This is a genomic window from Vibrio sp. 10N.247.310.17, from assembly GCF_041466605.1.
In the GTDB taxonomy this organism is placed as follows: domain Bacteria; phylum Pseudomonadota; class Gammaproteobacteria; order Enterobacterales; family Vibrionaceae; genus Vibrio; species Vibrio tasmaniensis_A.
The window spans coordinates 54,528-72,987 of sequence record NZ_JBFSTC010000006.1 but is presented as its reverse complement, the minus strand read 5'-3'; the positions used below and the strand labels follow the sequence as shown (position 1 = coordinate 72,987).

Below are 18,460 nucleotides of genomic sequence, written 5' to 3'. Positions count from 1 at the left end.
TCAATAAGATACAAACTGATTTAGTCTAAATAAAGGAGCTTGATGCTCCTTTATTTTTTGTTAGTATCAGCCCCAATGAGCACCGTTTAAGTTCACTCGAAGAATATTAATACCAACAAACCAAAGGTTACGACCGCTAGATATGTCACAAACACACGCGCAATATCTACAAGAGATGGGCATTAGCCAATGGGAGTTAAGTCACCCAGAGCGTTTGGCTGGTTATGAATCTGAATTGACTCTGTTATCGAATGATTGCAAGTTACTGTTGGTTTCACCAGAAAAACCTCAGGATGATCTCGCCGTGATGTTTGAGCGAGTACTCAAAAGTATCAAGCTCGACTTATCTCAAGCTTTACACCTTCAACCGCAACACTTGTCTGCTGTGGATTTAAGTTCGGTTGAATGGGTATGGTTTGCTGGTTGCGAATCTGCCCATGAACTGAAGGCAAAAACACTTCAATCTCCATTACTGTCTGACATTAACGGTAATAACCAACATCGCCGCGACTTATGGCAACAAATTTGTGCTTATGACTAATCAATTTTTACCGACTTCACAACAACACCTAGATGCTATTTGGCTGATAGAGCAGGCCGCGCATTCTCATCCATGGTCTGAAACCATGATCCGAGATCTTGAGAGTCGAGGTGCTTGTCATCATGTTCTTGAAGTCGATGGGCAAGTGGTCGGGTACTTCTTTGCGCAAAACATCGTTGGCGAAGTCACGTTGCTTAATATCGCGGTAGACCCAAGCCAGCAAGGCAAAGGGTATGGAAAAGCGTTAACTGAACATTTCCTTGATATGTGCGAACAAGCTGACGCGGAAAGTGCTTGGCTGGAAGTTCGCGAAAGTAATGTAAATGCGTTTAATCTTTACGAAAAGGCCGGCTTCAATGAAGTTGATCGCCGTCGTAACTATTATCCAACCAAGCAAGGCAATGAAGATGCCATCATTATGAGCTATCTTTTTATGTCTTTTAGCTAGTCATGTTACGTCTTTTCGCGAACTAGACCGCTAGCTCCGGAATTAGCCACAAAATAGGGTGTAAACTGACCCTTTAGAAAGTGACACGCTTTCTGTATAATCCGCACACAGAATTCAAGGGCAAGTATTATCTACTTGCCCTTTTTACGCTTTAGATCAGCAAAGGGCGACTATGTCTTTCCAACAAGAAGTGAGCAAACGTAGAACGTTTGCGATTATCTCTCACCCGGATGCGGGTAAAACCACGATTACTGAAAAAGTTCTTTTATTCGGAAACGCGATTCAAAAAGCGGGTACCGTAAAAGGCCGTGGCTCTAACCAGCACGCTAAATCTGACTGGATGGAGATGGAAAAAGAACGTGGTATCTCGGTAACTACGTCTGTAATGCAATTCCCATACAACGATTGTCTAGTCAACCTACTCGATACTCCTGGACACGAAGATTTCTCGGAAGATACGTACCGTACATTAACCGCGGTTGACTCTTGTTTGATGGTTATCGATGCTGCGAAAGGTGTCGAGGATCGTACTCGTAAACTGATGGAAGTAACGCGTTTACGTGATACACCAATCGTAACGTTTATGAACAAACTTGACCGTGATGTTCGTGACCCAATGGAAGTGCTAGATGAAGTGGAAAGCGAGCTAGGTATGGCTTGTGCTCCAATCTCTTGGCCTATCGGTTGTGGTAAAGAGTTTAAAGGCGTTTACCACATTCACCGTGATGAAACGATTTTGTATGAATCTGGCCATGGCCATGAGATCCAAGAAGTTCGTATCATCAAAGGTCTAGATAACCCTGAACTAGACGAAGCTGTTGGCGAAGATCTGGCGAGCAGCGTTCGTGAAGAGCTTGAATTGGTTATTGGCGCATGTCCTGAGTTTGATCACGAACTGTTCCTTGCTGGCGAGTTGACTCCAGTTTACTTCGGTACTGCATTGGGTAACTTCGGTGTTGACCATATGCTTGACGGCCTAACTCGATGGGCTCCAGCACCTCAAACGCGTCAAGCGAATGAGCGTGATGTTGAAGCGACTGAAGAGAAGTTCTCTGGTTTCGTATTTAAGATCCAAGCAAACATGGATCCAAAACACCGTGACCGTATCGCATTCATGCGTATCGTATCAGGTACTTACGACCAAGGTATGAAGATGAACCATGTTCGTACTGGTAAGAACGTGAGTATCTCAGATGCGGTAACCTTCATGGCGGGTGACCGTGCGCGTGCTGAAAAAGCATACGCGGGTGACATCATTGGTCTGCATAACCACGGCACAATTCAGATTGGCGATACCTTTACTCAAGGCGAAAGCTTGAAGTTCGCAGGTATTCCTAACTTTGCGCCTGAGCTATTCCGTCGTATTCGTCTGCGCGATCCATTGAAGCAGAAGCAACTTCTAAAAGGCTTGGTTCAGCTTTCTGAAGAGGGCGCGGTTCAAGTATTCCGTCCTTTGCAAAATAACGATCTGATCGTTGGTGCAGTTGGTGTACTTCAGTTTGATGTGGTTGTAGCGCGCTTGAAAGCGGAATACAACGTTGAAGCGATTTACGAAGGTGTGAACGTTGCAACTGCACGTTGGGTTGAATGTGATGACGCTAAGAAACTAGAAGAGTTCAAACGTAAGAGCCAAGCTAACCTAGCGTTAGATGGTGGTGATAACCTATCTTACATCGCACCGACTATGGTGAATTTGAACCTAGCTTCTGAACGTTTCCCAGAAGTTCAATTCCGAGCGACGCGCGAGCACTAATCACTCTGCGTTCTATTCGAGTTAAACAAAAACGTCTATTGTTCTGCAATAGGCGTTTTTTTATTCGTGTCTTTTGAGGTTGGAGGCTTAAGGTAAGTATGTTCAGTTGGATAAAAGCTTGGATTAAGAAATACGATAAGTGGTGCGAAGAGCTTGGCTTAACGCCTGAAAATAAGCGCAGCTGTGTGGCTTATCGCCGTGATCCTCAAGGACAACAAACAGAGAGTAGGGAAGATGACACCAGAATTAAGTGAATTTCCGCTGTTTGACACCCATTGCCATGCGGACTTTGACATCTTTGAGCAAGGTTTTTCACTTGATAAAGGTATTGAAGGTTACGTTAAAGAGGCGAAACAGGCGCAAGTCGAGAAGTTAATCATCCCTTCTATTGGCCAAAGTAACTGGAGGAAGCTTGATGAAATCGCTCAATCTTACCCTAATGTTTACTACGCTTTAGGTTTCCATCCTTATTTTTTAGAGCAAGCCAATGACGAGCAATTCTCAGAGCTTCGCCGATTACTCTCATCAAAAACCAGTCAATGTGTTGCGATAGGAGAGTGTGGTCTCGACTTTTTTGTCGATGTTGCACGGGAGAAACAAGAGCGTTTTTTCATTCAACAAATAGAGCTAGCTAAGGCGTTTAAGCTGCCTTTAATCATCCATGAAAGGAAGTCTTTTAACCGACTTATTGAGCTAATAAAGCAGTATAAATTTACTTTGGGTGGCGTGATTCATGGATTTTCAGGGAGCGAACAGCAGGCTTTGGCGTGGATCAAGCTCGGTTTCTATATTGGTGTCGGTGGAACGATTACTTACCCAAGAGCACAAAAAACACGCACCACTATCTCAAAACTGCCTCTTGAGTGCCTGGTATTAGAAACGGATGCCCCGGATATGCCCATGCATGGAAAACAAGGAAATGTTAATCATTCCAAGTATTTAGTTACGATCTTAAATGAACTGTTTTTGCTTAGAAAAGAACCGAAGCAATCGGTTGCAGCGCAAATTTGGCAAAATAGCCATCGCGCATTCGGTATATGTGAATAAAATCGAAGGTTTTTGTTTATCGTTTGCGTAAATTGCACTTGGCTTGTGATTCGGCTCACATTTACGTGTGAATGGTACATGAATCTTCTACGAAAGTGTGAGGACGGCATTACTTTATTAGTGGTCGCATGAGTATAATTGCCTCCGCTTTATAGCCCCATTTTGTAACACGCCAATAAATAACTAATAAGGAAGTCATAAACTATGAGCCTGTTTATGAGCCTCGTCGGAATGGTTGCACTGATTGCAATCGCAGTACTACTATCCGACAACCGCAAAGCAATTAATCTAAGAACAGTGGGTGGCGCTTTCGCTATCCAATTCGCACTTGGTGCATTCGTACTTTACATCCCTTGGGGTCGTGATCTACTTGCAGGTTTCTCTGCTGGTGTAGCAAACGTGATCGACTACGGTAAAGATGGTACTGGCTTCCTATTTGGTAGCCTTGTTAACTTCTCAGTTGACGGTATCGGATTCATCTTTGCATTCCAAGTTCTACCAACACTAATCTTCTTCTCTGCTCTTATCTCTGTACTTTACTACATTGGTGCGATGCAAGTTGTAATCAAGGTTCTTGGTGGTGGTCTTCAGAAAGCTCTAGGTACTTCTCGCGCTGAGTCTATGTCTGCAGCTGCAAACATCTTCGTTGGTCAAACGGAAGCGCCTCTAGTTGTTCGTCCATTTGTTCCTAAAATGACTAACTCTGAACTATTCGCAGTAATGTGTGGTGGTTTAGCGTCTGTTGCTGGTGGTGTACTAGCGGGTTACGCATCTATGGGTGTACCTCTAGAGTACCTAGTAGCAGCGTCATTCATGGCAGCACCTGGTGGTCTACTATTCGCTAAAATCATCAAGCCTGAAACTGATGAAGTTGACGAGAACCTAGGTTCAGACATCGACGGTGGCGACGACAAGCCTGCTAACGTTATCGATGCCGCTGCTGGCGGTGCGTCAGTTGGTCTACAACTAGCACTTAACGTTGGTGCAATGCTACTAGCATTCATCGGTCTAATCGCTCTTATCAACGGTATCCTAGGTGGCATCGGTGGTTGGTTCGGTATGGAAAACCTAACTCTAGAACTTCTTCTAGGTTGGATCTTCGCACCGTTAGCATTCATCATTGGTGTTCCATGGGAAGAAGCAACTATTGCTGGTTCTTTCATTGGTCAGAAGACAGTTGTTAACGAATTCGTTGCATACCTAAACTTCGTACCATACATCGGTGAAAACGCTCAAATCGTTGAAGCGACTGGTCAAGTAATGTCTGTTAAGACTCAAGCAATTATCTCGTTCGCTCTATGTGGTTTCGCAAACCTTTCTTCAATTGCGATTCTTCTAGGTGGTCTAGGTGGTATTGCTCCAAACCGTCGTCACGACATCGCACGTATGGGTGTTAAAGCGGTTGTAGCTGGTACTCTATCTAACCTGATGGCAGCAACAATTGCTGGCTTCTTCCTGTCTTTCTAATCAGTTAGAAATCGATATATAGACGCCATAATAATATCGCCCCGTAGCAAGAAATTGCTGCGGGGCTTTTTTGTTTTTGGGCCTAGTGATTTTGAGCATTTGCATGAGTGAATGCTTGGAGTCGAAAATGGGTCTAGAATGTTTTTTTGAGATACAAACCGTTTGCGTTCTAAGGAGCACTACAATTTATTGATGGATACCTATAATGTATTAGCTAAAGGGATAGGATGTCTCTGCTGGCAAGAAAGTAACATTGAGATTAGCTCGAACGTTATTCTTCTGGGATTAAGCCAAACTTAGCAATACGCTATATTAGCAATACACTATAGATGTTAGACACAACATGACTGATTTGTTGTGCCATAGACCAAACTGGTACTGTGCGGTGACAAGGATTGCAATTGGTAGCGAAAGTTATCAAGTCTTCAGGGAACCAAGTCCGTTCATTTGTGACTACTGAGCATTACTAAAATATCCATCTATACTGGATGGATGGTGAAGTAGTTAACTATTTGAATATATTGATCGGAGATAGAAATGAGCGATTTAAAAGCAGCAGCTCTACGTGCACTTAAACTTATGGACCTAACTACGCTAAATGACGACGATACTACTGAAAAAGTAGTGGCACTTTGTCATGACGCGAAGACTGCAGTTGGCAACACCGCTGCAATCTGTATTTACCCTCGCTTTATCCCAGCCGCTAAGAAAGCGTTGCGTGAGCAAGGTACTCCAGAAGTACGCATTGCGACTGTAACTAACTTCCCTCATGGTAATGACGACATCGAAATTGCTGTTGCAGAAACAAAAGCAGCGGTAGCGTACGGCGCAGACGAAGTTGACGTAGTATTCCCATACCGTGCTCTTATTGCTGGCAACGAAGAAGTTGGCTTTGAGCTAGTTAAGCAATGTAAAGCCGCTTGTGGTGACATCACGCTTAAAGTGATCATCGAAACTGGTGAGCTAAAAGAAGAAGCACTGATCAAGAAAGCTTCTCAGATCTGTATCGAAGCAGGTGCAGACTTCATCAAAACTTCAACAGGTAAAGTGCCAGTAAACGCGACTCCAGAGTACGCGCGCATGATGCTTGAAGTTATTCGTGACATGGGCGTAGCTAAAACAGTGGGTTTCAAACCTGCTGGTGGCGTACGTACAGCTGAAGATGCTCAAGCTTACCTAGCAATGGCTGATGAGCTACTAGGCGCTGACTGGGCAGACAACATGCACTACCGTTTTGGTGCTTCAAGCCTACTGACTAACCTTCTTAATACATTAGAAGTGACAGACCAAACTGCTGATCCAGCAGCATACTAATTTACTCGTCATATTTGACGCCGCAGCGTTGTTGACTGCGTAAGTTCATCCTAATCACATAGAGCTTCTATGCTCATAGGAATGAACTAACTGGTCGTCTAGTTGCAACGCCAAATATTTAGAGTATTGATAATAACAAGTCTGTTTGATGGAGTGGTGTTAAGTCACTCCATATTACCTCTTTCCCTACAAACCATACTCACTAGAGTTTGGGAGGCACTAATGTATCTACCTCAAGAAATTATTCGCAGAAAACGTGATGGTGAAGTCCTAACGACTGAAGAAATTAACTTCTTCATTCAAGGCGTGGCTAAAAACACGGTTTCTGAAGGCCAAATTGCAGCATTCGCAATGGCTATCTTTTTTAATGAAATGACGATGCCAGAACGTATAGCACTGACGTGTGCAATGCGTGATTCGGGCATGGTGATTGACTGGAGCCACATGAACTTTGATGGCCCAATCGTTGATAAGCACTCTACTGGTGGTGTTGGTGACGTAACTTCTCTGATGCTTGGCCCTATGGTGGCAGCATGTGGTGGTTTCGTTCCAATGATCTCTGGTCGTGGTTTAGGCCACACTGGCGGTACGCTAGACAAACTTGAATCTATCCCTGGTTACAATATTACACCAACCAACGATGTGTTTGGTGCTGTAACCAAAGAAGCTGGCGTAGCGATCATCGGCCAAACTGGTGATTTAGCACCGGCTGATAAGCGCGTTTACGCGACTCGAGATATCACGGCAACAGTCGACAACATCTCGTTGATCACAGCTTCAATTCTGTCTAAGAAATTGGCTGCTGGTCTTGATTCTCTAGTGATGGACGTTAAAGTAGGTTCAGGCGCATTCATGCCGACTTACGAAGCGTCTGAAGAATTAGCAAAATCTATCGTTGCAGTAGCAAACGGCGCGGGTACTAAAACAACGGCAATCCTAACGGACATGAACCAAGTTCTGGCTTCTTCAGCGGGTAACGCAGTAGAAGTACGTGAAGCGGTTCAATTTCTAACCGGCGAATATCGTAACCCTCGTTTGCTAGAAATTACGATGGCATCGTGTGCTGAAATGCTGGTTCTGGGTAACCTTGCAAAAGATTCAGACGAAGCGCGTGAAAAACTGATGGCAGTACTGGATAACGGTAAAGCAGCAGAGTGCTTCGGTAAAATGGTAGCGGGCCTTGGTGGTCCAACTGATTTCGTAACGAACTACGATAACTACCTAGAAAAAGCAGAAATTGTTAAACCAGTGTATGCGCTAGAAAGCGGTGTAGTATCAGCGATGGATACGCGTGCAATTGGTATGGCTGTCGTTGGTATGGGCGGTGGTCGCCGAGTAGCAACAGACAGCATTGATTACGCAGTCGGTTTTGATAGCTTCATTCGCCTTGGCGAAGTAGCAAGCGCCGATAAACCATTAGCAATGATTCATGCTCGCAATGAACAACAGTGGCAAGAAGCTGCAAAAGCATTACAAAATGCAATCACTGTGGGCGGAGAATATACAGCAACGCCAGACGTTTACCGTCAGATTCGTTCTGAAGACGTGTAAATAACAGGTATCGGCATACCTTGTGTATGCCGATAAACAGAGTTCTGGTGCAAAGAGCAATAAGTTGGTGAAGAAAATGAAAAGAGCATTTATTTTAGTTTTAGATTCATTCGGTATCGGCGAAACAGCAGATGCGGACACATTCGGTGATGTAGGTTCAGACACTATGGGTCACATTGCTGACCATTGTGATCAAGGTCTTGCAGACAATGCGGATCGTAAAGGTCCACTAACGCTGCCAAACCTGTCTAAGCTAGGTTTAGCTATGGCTCACAAAGAGTCTACAGGTCGCTTTGCTCCTGGTATGAACGCAGACGCTGAGATCATTGGCGCGTACGGTCACGCTGCTGAGCTGTCTTCTGGTAAAGACACGCCATCAGGTCACTGGGAAATCGCAGGTGTACCGGTACTGTTTGACTGGGGCTACTTCACCGACAAAGAAAACAGTTTTCCAAAAGAACTGACTGACCGCATCCTTGAGCGTGCAGGTTTATCTGACTTCTTAGGTAACTGTCACTCATCGGGTACAGAAATCCTAGATAACCTAGGTGAAGAACACATGAAGAGTGGCTTGCCAATCTTCTATACTTCAGCAGACTCTGTTTTCCAAATCGCATGTCATGAAGAGACATTCGGTCTACAGAACTTATTAGACCTTTGTCAGATTGCTCGTGAAGAGCTAGAAGACTACAACATCGGCCGTGTTATTGCGCGCCCGTTCATTGGCCCAGGTAAAGGTCAGTTCGAACGTACTGGTAACCGTCGTGACCTTTCTGTTGAGCCGCCAGCGGCGACAGTTCTTCAGAAGTTGGTTGATGAGAAGGGCGGTAACGTTCACTCAATCGGTAAGATCTCTGATATCTACGCAGGTTGTGGTATTACTCAGAAAACGAAAGCAACAGGTATTCCTGCGCTATTTGAAGCAACTAAAGAAGCGATCACTGAAGCGGGCGACAACACTATCGTGTTCACTAACTTCGTTGATTTCGACTCAGCTTACGGCCACCGCCGTGATGTTGCAGGTTACGCAGCGGCACTTGAGTACTTCGATGGCCGTATCAATGAAATCATCGATATGATGAAAGAAGATGATGTACTTATCTTAACTGCTGACCACGGTTGTGATCCGACATGGCCAGGTACTGACCATACTCGTGAACATATCCCTGTGATTGTTTACGGAAACAAGGTTCCTGCTGGCTCTCTAGGCCGTCGTGATACCTTCGCTGATATTGGTCAAAGCTTAGCGTCTTACTTTGGCACATCGCCAATGGGACACGGTACAAGCTTTCTATAATAGTTAACGAAGAGAGAGGGAAACCTCTCTCTTTTTTTTGTTTTGAGATTAAGGATATTTTCAATGGCTACTCCACATATTAATGCTGAAATGGGTGATTTCGCTGACGTAGTTCTAATGCCCGGCGATCCGCTACGTGCAAAATACATCGCTGAAACCTTCCTAGAAGAAGTGGTTCAAGTGTGCGATGTTCGTAACATGTTTGGTTACACGGGGACTTACAAAGGCCGTAAGGTTTCGGTAATGGGGCATGGTATGGGCATTCCATCTTGTTCTATTTACGCGACTGAGCTGATCAAAGACTTTGGTGTGAAAAAGATCATTCGTGTCGGCAGTTGTGGTGCAGTGAGCGAAGATATCAAAGTACGCGATGTGGTTATCGGCATGGGTGCGTGTACCGACTCAAAAGTGAATCGTATTCGCTTTAAAGGTCATGACTTCGCGGCTATTGCGGATTACAAAATGGTGCGTGCGGCAGAAGATGCAGCCAAAGTGCGTGGTGTAGACGTCAAAGTCGGCAACCTATTCTCGGCTGAGTTGTTCTACACGCCAGATCCTGAAATGTTCGAAGTCATGGACAAGTACGGCATTGTCGGCGTAGAGATGGAAGCGGCGGGTATCTATGGTGTATGTGCTGAATACGGCGCAAAAGCTCTGACTATTTGTACTGTTTCTGATCACATCAAAACTGGTGAGCAAACCACATCAGATGAACGTCAAACGACTTTCAATGACATGATGGTTATCGCACTCGACTCTGTGCTTCTTGGTGACCAAGACTAATCAGCTAATAGATTTCAAAAAGCTTAATAGATACCGCAAAGTTTAATAGATAACAAAAGCCCCGTTGCTGCCTGAGCTTCGGGGCTTTTTATTGAATTTGTTAAACTAAGCCGTTAAGAGCTGACATTTTTAAGCAGCCAGTTTTCCCCAGACTTAGCCTTTCTTTTACGAATAAGCATGATGAACAACACGCCACTGACAAATCCCATTAAGACCATACCGATCATGTAGCGATCGCTCTTACGGTAGTGATGATCAGAAATAGCTGTCATTTTTCCTGTCTCAAAAGTCACGCGGATAAAGCCAATGATCGTACTCTCTGGAGAGTAAATAGGTTCAACGAGTTGCTGCCTGCCGATACTTGCTGTTGAAAGAGGTGTGTCTAAGCCAAGAACCTCGCGTACCGAGAGCGCTTTTTCACTCGAAGCCAGTCGGATCCCTTCTGCATCGTAGATGGTGGTATCAAATACCAATCGATCCTGAGAGAGTTGGTTAGTGAGCTCTAGTAGGCGTTCTTGGTCTTGCTGAGTGATCATCTTACTGGCTGAAAGTGATGCCTGTGAGATCAGTAGTTTGGTCAGCGTTTCCAACTGTTTTGCTTGGATCTTCTCATTACCTTTACTGATCACTACTGTGTTTTTAATGGTTACCACGAACATAGCAGCCAACAGAATTAGGGCTAGTACTCGTAAAGCGTTACGTATTGAGAACAATGATTCATTCATGTTTCACGAAGCCTGAAATAAACAAATGTTATGATTAAGACATATTGAGACTTGCGTTTTCAAATTGCAATAGGTTAACGTTTAGCATAGTTAATTAGGAATCATACACATGGACGCTCAGAAATATCTGCCGATTAAAAGGCATACGACATTATTAACCCGACTCCCCGAGACACGTTTCGCTTCTCAACTCGCAAAATCTAAAGCCAATTGGATTGTGTTCGGTGAGTACTTATCTCCACAATCATTTGATGACATCGACTTTTTCACTGGTACCTACAACACCATCCTCAATACGTGGAAGGTGGGACATTACGAAGTGGCACTGATGTCAGGGAACTTAACCCCGGCACACGAAGAAATTTTACAAGCACTGAAGCTTGATTATGCTTGCCTTAGCGAGGTCCCAGACTTATCTAAGCCAGGTTTGATCGTGATGGATATGGACTCCACAGCAATTCAAATTGAATGCATCGATGAGATAGCAAAGCTCGCAGGAGTCGGAGAGTTAGTTTCTGAAATAACAGAGCGTGCGATGCAAGGCGAGCTCGACTTTGAACAGAGCCTACGCCAACGCGTTGGGGCACTGAAAGGTGCGGATGAGTCGATACTGGAGCAAGTGCGCCAGTCATTACCATTCATGCCAGACTTGGTTGAGCTAGTGAATACTCTGAATAAACTTGGCTGGAAGACGGCGATTGCATCGGGTGGTTTTACTTATTTCTCAGACTACCTGAAAGATACGCTTGATCTTGACCACGCTCAGTCAAACACGCTAGAGATCGTCAATGGTAAATTGACGGGTGAAGTATTAGGCGATGTTGTTTCCGCACAGACCAAAGCGGATATCTTGGTAGAACTTGCTGAAGAGTATGAACTGGAACTGCATAACACCGTTGCCGTGGGTGATGGTGCCAATGACTTGGTTATGATGGGTTCTGCCGGTTTAGGGATTGCTTACCATGCAAAACCGAAAGTTGAACAACAAGCTCAAACTGCTGTGCGTTATGCTGGCTTAGGTGGGGTGCTTTGTATCTTGTCAGGTGTATTAGCTAAGCAGCAAAAAATCAGCTGGCAAGCGAAGCCTTAGTCATATTCGTCAAACGCTAAACAAAAGCGCATTTACAACGGACACAAAAAAGCAGGCGATAAGCCTGCTTTTTCTACTTTTAAATCCGATAAGTCGACAAACCGGTAAGTTGATCTGGCTATTTAGTGCGAGAGTTCCAATCGAATCAATACTTCATCGGTAATGTCTTCTATCTCACCATAACCAATAAAAGCGGTGACCTCACTCTCTAACTTCTTCGCTTGGTGCATACTGATGCGAGAAAGCTCGGCTAAGTCTGATTGGAACAAACTGGTTAATGGATTAAAGATAGGGGCGGTTGTGACTCGCAGTACATACACATCACCCAGATCTTGCGCCTTTTTGATGAACGAAATACGTTCTTTCGTAGATGCAAAGTCTTTCACCAACTTCGTATGTACAGATTGAATCTTGTTACCAAACTTTATCGCAGCAATGTATACGTCATGATGTTTTGGCTCTGCACCTTCAATTCTTTTCAGTGGCTCAGCTAATAGTGAATTAGAGTGACCTTTGAAAATCGGTTCCAGTGAAAACTTTTGGTTGTGCCCAAGTTTAGCGAGTAACGCTAGATGCTTGTTCAGCGGGAAGTTCACACCAATGAGCTTACAACGCAACGTTGAGCCCGGCTTATCAATGAAAATTGGATTACTGACCATTTTGTTAAGCAAAACAGTGTGCAGTGATTTAAGCAGTGAATCGGTGGGCAGTATTTCTTGCTTCTTATTTAGCTTACTTTGGTTCTGATCGATAAGCCCATTGAGGAAGGCGATGGTACGCATTGTTTTTGCATTCTCGGTGATAACCAATTGAACATTGCAACCGTTCGGGCTTACACGAATTACATGGTAAGGCACTGTGCTTAATGGCAAGTTTTTATCATAGAGTTGCAGTTCATTAAAATTCACCACAACCGGATCATCAATCTTGAGTACCATTGGGTGTTCAAGGGTAATGCTTAGGCCACGTTTTGATATGTCTACAGTGTGTCCATTTATTGTTGGGCTATCTTGTGATGTGAGTTGAATTGGCGATTTAAAGCTATATCTCGGTTCTTTACGACGACTTTGGGAATCAAAGTAGATACTTTGAATGTTCCCCACCACCGTTCGCGGATGACGAAAGCGACTAAGGTCACTGCTTGGAATGCGTGGTTTTTCACTTAATAGGTAATCGGCAGCACTTTCGTGATCACCGATCTCTTGCAAGATACCGCAATGAGTCAGTTGCGCAGAGCTTTGAGCAAGCGTATCTGAATGCTCAGCTAAGGCTTGTCGCTCAGAGTCGGATAATTCGAAAACCGAGAATTTGAACGCCTTCCAACTTTTACGTTTACCGCCGATGTGCCAGAACAGTTGCCTCTCTTCACGAGAAGCTTCAGGCAGCATCATCGAGTAGAACAAGGTCTTATTTTTATGTTCATGGGTAAAAGAGTAGATAACGTTACTGGTTCCCTTCACGCCAGGCTTAGCGAGTAAGTTCATACGTTGTTCGTTGAACAAAGTACCCAGAGCTTGTTGGTTACGCTCATCATGCCAGTATTGCCATTGGGGATGATTGTTATCCGTGAGCAGCGCGAGCTTCAACTCACTACCACTGAAGAATAGAGGGAGATTACAGGTGTACTTTAGATAGGTGTGTTCAATACCGCGAGTTCGCGTTCGAATGAGCCTATCTTGATTCTCATGGCTGGTTTTCTTGCTGACACTATTTAGAGATTCATCGAGTAAACGAGCCACACTCGTTGTATCGCTGATTCTCATGCACCTTAAAAATTTAACTGCATTGTTCTCGTAGGATTCATCAATACCCAGAATACGAAATTCAACCGCCTCATTAACATCGGCTTCTAGTGACTTTTCAACAAGCTCAGTGAATTTAACACTGATGATTTCCCCTAGGTTGTATTTAAACGCCCTTGGTACCTTGAACTTTGCACCCGACGGAGAAATATCAACTGTCACACCATGCAGGCTTTGTCCTTTTGGTGTGGTGATTTCAACCTGTGAGCTAATCTTGAGCCTATTTTCTTTGCGTTTTAAATCGTAACCGAGGTTAATGGCTTCTGCTTCATAGGGGCTATCAGCGTTAGTGATATCGTGGTCATCTTGAGAGGATGTTTTAACAATATTACGAAGAGGTTGAATGCGAGGTGTCATCACTAACTCCCACACGCCCTCGGTATAACCTTTAAATTTTTTAGTACCACGTTGATACGCGTTCAAAGCTATGTCATCAAGCCAATGTTTACGCTCGTCTAGCGTGAATTGACGACATTCATTATCAATACGCCCGCGCAAATCAATGCTCTTTGTGCACGGAGCCATGATACGATTCAGTTCCATTTTAACGAGCAGTTTTAGAGACGGTGATTCGCCTTCTGTCATTTGAGAAAGAAGGAATTCGAAATCTTCGGCATGGTAGGCCGGAATAAGTCGTTCTGCTACAGATAGAATTTCAGATTGCTGCATACTTTTCTTGTTAGAATGGATGGTGCGTTATTGTTATCGACGAGTTGTATTTGATCTTTAGGTATTCGTGGCCCTACTGCAACTTTTATTTTCACCTGTACGGTCAACGGGGTCACAAAATAGCAACATTTACCCGTTACTAAGCAAATTATTGAGGTTTTATGGCTAAGGCAAAGCGAGCTTATGTGTGTAATGACTGTGGTGCTGACTTTCCACGTTGGCAAGGGCAGTGCAATGCATGTGGTGCTTGGAACACGATTACAGAAGTTAGGTTAGCCGCTTCACCTCAGGTCGCGCGCAATGAACGACTAAGTGGTTACGCTGGTGGTGCAACTGAATCTTCGGTTCAAACGCTATCGGAAATCGACTTGCAAGAGGTCCCGCGCTTTAGTAGTGGCTTCAAAGAGCTTGATCGTGTACTTGGTGGTGGTGTTGTACCTGGCGCTGCGATTCTTATTGGTGGTAACCCTGGTGCCGGTAAATCAACGCTGTTATTGCAGACTATGTGTCAGCTTTCTTCCCAGTTACCGACACTTTATGTCACTGGCGAAGAATCTCTTCAACAAGTTGCGATGCGAGCATCTCGATTAGGGTTACCAAAAGAGCATCTCAAAATGCTCTCTGAAACCAATGTTGATAAAATCTGTCAGGTTGCAGAAAGAGAGCAGCCTAAGATCATGGTTATCGATTCAATCCAAGTTATGCATGTCGCTGATGTTCAATCGTCTCCAGGTAGTGTTGCTCAGGTGCGCGAATCGGCAACCGCATTAACGCGCTATGCGAAACAGAACAACGTTGCCGTATTCCTAGTCGGGCACGTAACTAAAGACGGTACCTTAGCTGGACCAAAAGTACTTGAACACATTATTGACTGCTCGGTGCTGTTAGATGGCGGAACGGACAGTCGTTTTAGAACCTTGCGCAGCCACAAGAACCGTTTTGGTGCAGTGAATGAGCTAGGTGTGTTTGCTATGACAGGGCAAGGGCTAAAAGAAGTTAGCAATCCATCGGCTATTTTTCTGTCTCGTGGTGAAGAAGAAACCTCAGGCAGTTCAGTGATGGTAGTTTGGGAAGGAACGCGTCCACTCCTTGTTGAAATCCAAGCGCTGGTGGATTATTCGCAGCTGGCTAACCCGCGTCGTGTCGCTGTTGGTCTCGAGCAAAATCGACTGTCATTGTTACTAGCCGTGCTGCATAAACACGGCGGCTTACAAATGGCTGACCAAGATGTGTTTGTGAATGTCGTTGGTGGTGTTAAAGTAACCGAAACCAGTGCTGATCTTGCATTGGTAATGGCTTTACTTTCGAGTTTCAGAGACCGCGCATTGCCAAAAGATGTGGTGGTTTTTGGCGAAGTAGGCCTTGCTGGTGAGATTCGACCTGTACCGAGCGGTCAAGAGCGCTTAAATGAGGCGTTTAAACACGGCTTCAAGAGAGCCATTGTACCAGCGGCTAACATGCCTAAAGGTGGCATTCCAGGAATGCAGATCCACGGTGTGAAAAAATTATCGGAAGCAATTAATGCTTTTGATGAGTTGTAATTGAGCTCACTTCAGCTACTCTATACAGCAGAAATTCAGTCTAACTTAAACGCTATTTTCGCTTTAAGTTAGCACTAAACTTAACAATCATTTAGATTGTTTCTTCAGATTGCCTTTTTCTATATGTTAGAAAAAGGCAAAGTTTTTTAGTCCCAAATGCATGCAAAGCTATCAGTCCTCACAGATTGTGATATACTCTGCGCGCATTTTATATCCTATTAACAGAGTAAGACAATGGCAGATTTATCGAAATACAGAAACATTGGTATTTTCGCGCACGTTGATGCGGGTAAAACAACTACCACTGAGCGTATCCTTAAGCTAACTGGTCAGATCCACAAGACTGGTGAAGTACATGATGGCGAATCAACTACTGACTTCATGGAACAGGAAGCTGAGCGCGGAATTACTATCCAATCAGCAGCTGTAAGCTGTTTCTGGAACGGTCACCGTCTAAACGTTATCGATACTCCTGGACACGTTGACTTCACAGTTGAAGTATACCGTTCTCTTAAAGTACTTGATGGCGGTATCGGTGTATTCTGTGGTTCTGGTGGTGTTGAACCACAATCAGAAACTAACTGGCGCTACGCTAACGAATCAGAAGTATCTCGTCTGATCTTCGTTAACAAACTAGACCGTATGGGTGCAGATTTCTACAACGTTGTTGACCAAGTTAAAAACGTTCTAGGTGCAACTCCTCTAGTTATGGTTCTACCAATCGGCCGCGAAGATGAATTCGTGGGTGTTGTAGACCTTCTAAGCCGTAAAGCATACGTTTGGGATGACACTGGTCTTCCTGAAAACTACGAAATCACTGATGTTCCTGCGGACATGGTTGATGACGTTGAGCAATACCGTGAAGAGCTAATCGAAACTGCTGTAGAGCAAGACGATGACCTAATGGAAGCTTACATGGAAGGTGAAGAGCCTTCTATCGAAGATATCAAACGTTGTATCCGTAAAGGTACTCGTGATATCGCATTCTTCCCTACGTTCTGTGGTTCTGCGTTCAAGAACAAAGGCATGCAAGTTATCCTTGATGCTGTAGTAGATTACCTACCTTCTCCAACTGAAGTTGATCCTCAACCTCTAATGGATGAGAACGGCGAAGAAACAGGCAACCACGCTATCGTTTCTACTGAAGAAACTTTCAAAGCGCTTGCGTTCAAAATCATGGATGACCGTTTCGGTGCTCTAACTTTCGTTCGTATTTACTCTGGTAAATTGAACAAAGGTGACACGATCCTTAACTCATTCACAGGTAAAACTGAGCGTGTTGGCCGTATGGTTGAGATGCAAGCTGATGACCGTAACGAACTAACTAGCGCACAAGCTGGTGACATCATTGCGATCGTTGGTATGAAGAACGTTCAAACTGGTCACACTCTATGTGATCCAAAAGACCAAGTAACGCTTGAGCCAATGGTTTTCCCAACTCCAGTAATCTCTATCGCTGTATCTCCAAAAGATAAAGGCGGTTCTGAGAAAATGGGTATCGCGATCGGTAAAATGGTTGCTGAAGATCCATCTTTCCAAGTTGAGACTGACGAAGAAACTGGCGAAACTATCCTTAAAGGTATGGGTGAGCTTCACCTAGACATCAAGGTAGATATCCTTAAGCGTACTTACGGCGTTGACCTAACAGTTGGTGCTCCTCAAGTTGCTTACCGTGAAACTATCACTCAAGCAATTGAAGATAGCTACACGCATAAGAAACAGTCTGGTGGTTCTGGTCAATTCGGTAAGATCGATTACCGTATCAAACCAGGTGAAGCAGGTTCTGGCTTCAAGTTCAACTCAGTAGTTGTGGGCGGTAACGTTCCTAAAGAATTCTGGCCTGCAGTTGAGAAAGGCTTTGCTGGCATGATGGATAACGGCGTACTAGCTGGCTTCCCTACGCTAGACGTTGAAGTTGAACTTTTCGATGGTGGTTTCCACGCAGTCGATTCATCTGCTATCGCATTTGAAATCGCAGCGAAAGGCGCATTCCGTCAATCTATGCCTAAAGCTGGCGCGCAACTTCTTGAGCCTATCATGAACGTTGACGTGTTCACTCCAGACGATCACGTTGGTGATGTTATCGGTGACCTTAACCGTCGTCGTGGCATGATCAAAGATCAACAAGCTGGCGTTACTGGTGTTCGTATTAAAGCTGACGTACCTCTTTCTGAGATGTTCGGCTACATCGGTCACCTACGTACTATCACTTCTGGTCGTGGCCAATTCTCTATGGAATTCGCGCAATACGCACCATGTCCAACTAACGTTGCTGACGAAGTGATTGCAAAAGTTAAAGCAGAAAAAGAAGCTGGTAAGTAATTAGCCCTTTTCTAAATTAGCTAAAAAAGCCCCGCAAGTGAAAGCTTGCGGGGCTTTTTATTGTTTGTAATATACTGCGAGGTGCGAGGTGCGAGGTGCGAGGTGCGAGG

15 protein-coding genes are annotated in these 18,460 nt (G+C 44.5%); 13 read left to right on the top strand and 2 right to left on the bottom strand.

Features of this window, described 5'->3' with window-relative positions; translation table 11 throughout:
* The first annotated feature begins 142 nt into the window (after positions 1-142).
* The 10 genes from AB6D80_RS03620 to deoD all read left to right on the top strand — a co-directional run bounded on the left by AB6D80_RS03620 (position 143) and on the right by deoD (position 10,201).
* Positions 143-541 (top strand): DNA polymerase III subunit psi, encoded by a 399-nt coding sequence (locus AB6D80_RS03620; protein WP_009847529.1) that lies wholly within the window; start codon positions 143-145, stop codon positions 539-541.
* Complete coding sequence (gene rimI, locus AB6D80_RS03615) at positions 534-989, top strand: ribosomal protein S18-alanine N-acetyltransferase (RefSeq protein ID WP_135384159.1); 456 nt, start codon at positions 534-536, stop codon at positions 987-989. Before AB6D80_RS03620 ends, rimI begins: the two co-directional genes overlap by 8 nt.
* A 172-nt stretch (positions 990-1,161) precedes the next feature.
* Positions 1,162-2,742, top strand: coding sequence for a peptide chain release factor 3 (gene prfC / locus AB6D80_RS03610; RefSeq protein WP_012604694.1), 1,581 nt, complete (start codon positions 1,162-1,164; stop codon positions 2,740-2,742).
* 98 nt (positions 2,743-2,840) lie between these two features.
* A complete protein-coding gene (locus tag AB6D80_RS03605) occupies positions 2,841-2,996 on the top strand; it encodes a DUF5363 family protein (protein WP_009847525.1) in 156 nt (51 codons plus the stop codon).
* Entirely contained in the window at positions 2,977-3,789 is an 813-nt protein-coding gene (locus AB6D80_RS03600) for a TatD family hydrolase (RefSeq protein ID WP_372187779.1), read from the top strand. The genes AB6D80_RS03605 and AB6D80_RS03600 overlap by 20 nt, the downstream gene beginning before the upstream one ends.
* 204 nt (positions 3,790-3,993) lie before the next feature.
* On the top strand, positions 3,994-5,256 hold the full coding sequence (locus tag AB6D80_RS03595) for a NupC/NupG family nucleoside CNT transporter (RefSeq protein ID WP_009847523.1): 1,263 nt from the start codon (positions 3,994-3,996) through the stop codon (positions 5,254-5,256).
* Between the two features lie 537 nt (positions 5,257-5,793).
* Entirely contained in the window at positions 5,794-6,570 is a 777-nt protein-coding gene (gene deoC / locus AB6D80_RS03590; protein WP_102249128.1) for a deoxyribose-phosphate aldolase, read from the top strand.
* Between the two features lie 222 nt (positions 6,571-6,792).
* Positions 6,793-8,121: a thymidine phosphorylase gene (deoA, locus tag AB6D80_RS03585; protein WP_135384157.1), complete on the top strand. Its 1,329-nt coding sequence runs from the start codon at positions 6,793-6,795 to the stop codon at positions 8,119-8,121.
* A 76-nt stretch (positions 8,122-8,197) separates the two neighbouring features.
* Positions 8,198-9,418, top strand: coding sequence for a phosphopentomutase (locus AB6D80_RS03580; RefSeq protein WP_102249126.1), 1,221 nt, complete (start codon positions 8,198-8,200; stop codon positions 9,416-9,418).
* Between the two features lie 63 nt (positions 9,419-9,481).
* Positions 9,482-10,201 (top strand): purine-nucleoside phosphorylase, encoded by a 720-nt coding sequence (deoD, locus tag AB6D80_RS03575; RefSeq protein WP_372030769.1) that lies wholly within the window; start codon positions 9,482-9,484, stop codon positions 10,199-10,201.
* Between the two features lie 113 nt (positions 10,202-10,314).
* Here deoD and AB6D80_RS03570 read toward each other — a convergent pair whose 3' ends face one another.
* Positions 10,315-10,926 carry a YtjB family periplasmic protein gene (locus AB6D80_RS03570; protein WP_009847518.1) on the bottom strand — a complete coding sequence of 204 codons (612 nt, stop codon included), beginning with the start codon at positions 10,924-10,926 and terminating at the stop codon, positions 10,315-10,317.
* Positions 10,927-11,035: 109 nt separating this feature from the next.
* Between AB6D80_RS03570 and serB the strand changes: the two genes are divergently transcribed.
* Positions 11,036-12,016 (top strand): phosphoserine phosphatase, encoded by a 981-nt coding sequence (gene serB, locus AB6D80_RS03565; protein WP_009847517.1) that lies wholly within the window; start codon positions 11,036-11,038, stop codon positions 12,014-12,016.
* Positions 12,017-12,138: 122 nt separating this feature from the next.
* On the opposite strand, the gene AB6D80_RS03560 is transcribed toward serB, so the two are convergent.
* A complete protein-coding gene (locus AB6D80_RS03560; RefSeq protein WP_372187776.1) occupies positions 12,139-14,487 on the bottom strand; it encodes a PilZ domain-containing protein in 2,349 nt (782 codons plus the stop codon).
* Positions 14,488-14,648: 161 nt separating this feature from the next.
* Between AB6D80_RS03560 and radA the strand changes: the two genes are divergently transcribed.
* Together radA and fusA are read left to right on the top strand one after the other, a co-directional pair.
* A complete protein-coding gene (gene radA / locus AB6D80_RS03555) occupies positions 14,649-16,028 on the top strand; it encodes a DNA repair protein RadA (RefSeq protein ID WP_009847515.1) in 1,380 nt (459 codons plus the stop codon).
* Between the two features lie 234 nt (positions 16,029-16,262).
* Complete coding sequence (fusA, locus tag AB6D80_RS03550) at positions 16,263-18,350, top strand: elongation factor G (protein ID WP_009847514.1); 2,088 nt, start codon at positions 16,263-16,265, stop codon at positions 18,348-18,350.
* Positions 18,351-18,460: the final 110 nt, after the last annotated feature.

Bases quoted from the DNA above. Each gene is read 5' to 3' on its own strand.
- AB6D80_RS03595 (WP_009847523.1), top strand. From the start codon at position 3,994: ATGAGCCTGTTTATGAGCCTCGTCGGAATGGTTGCACTGATTGCAATC.
- serB (WP_009847517.1), top strand. From the start codon at position 11,036: ATGGACGCTCAGAAATATCTGCCGATTAAAAGGCATACGACATTATTA.
- deoA (WP_135384157.1), top strand. From the start codon at position 6,793: ATGTATCTACCTCAAGAAATTATTCGCAGAAAACGTGATGGTGAAGTC.
- AB6D80_RS03620 (WP_009847529.1), top strand. From the start codon at position 143: ATGTCACAAACACACGCGCAATATCTACAAGAGATGGGCATTAGCCAA.
- AB6D80_RS03600 (WP_372187779.1), top strand. From the start codon at position 2,977: ATGACACCAGAATTAAGTGAATTTCCGCTGTTTGACACCCATTGCCAT.
- AB6D80_RS03570 (WP_009847518.1), bottom strand. From the start codon at position 10,926: ATGAATGAATCATTGTTCTCAATACGTAACGCTTTACGAGTACTAGCC.
- rimI (WP_135384159.1), top strand. From the start codon at position 534: ATGACTAATCAATTTTTACCGACTTCACAACAACACCTAGATGCTATT.
- AB6D80_RS03580 (WP_102249126.1), top strand. From the start codon at position 8,198: ATGAAAAGAGCATTTATTTTAGTTTTAGATTCATTCGGTATCGGCGAA.
- deoD (WP_372030769.1), top strand. From the start codon at position 9,482: ATGGCTACTCCACATATTAATGCTGAAATGGGTGATTTCGCTGACGTA.
- radA (WP_009847515.1), top strand. From the start codon at position 14,649: ATGGCTAAGGCAAAGCGAGCTTATGTGTGTAATGACTGTGGTGCTGAC.
- fusA (WP_009847514.1), top strand. From the start codon at position 16,263: ATGGCAGATTTATCGAAATACAGAAACATTGGTATTTTCGCGCACGTT.
- AB6D80_RS03605 (WP_009847525.1), top strand. From the start codon at position 2,841: ATGTTCAGTTGGATAAAAGCTTGGATTAAGAAATACGATAAGTGGTGC.
- prfC (WP_012604694.1), top strand. From the start codon at position 1,162: ATGTCTTTCCAACAAGAAGTGAGCAAACGTAGAACGTTTGCGATTATC.
- deoC (WP_102249128.1), top strand. From the start codon at position 5,794: ATGAGCGATTTAAAAGCAGCAGCTCTACGTGCACTTAAACTTATGGAC.
- AB6D80_RS03560 (WP_372187776.1), bottom strand. From the start codon at position 14,487: ATGCAGCAATCTGAAATTCTATCTGTAGCAGAACGACTTATTCCGGCC.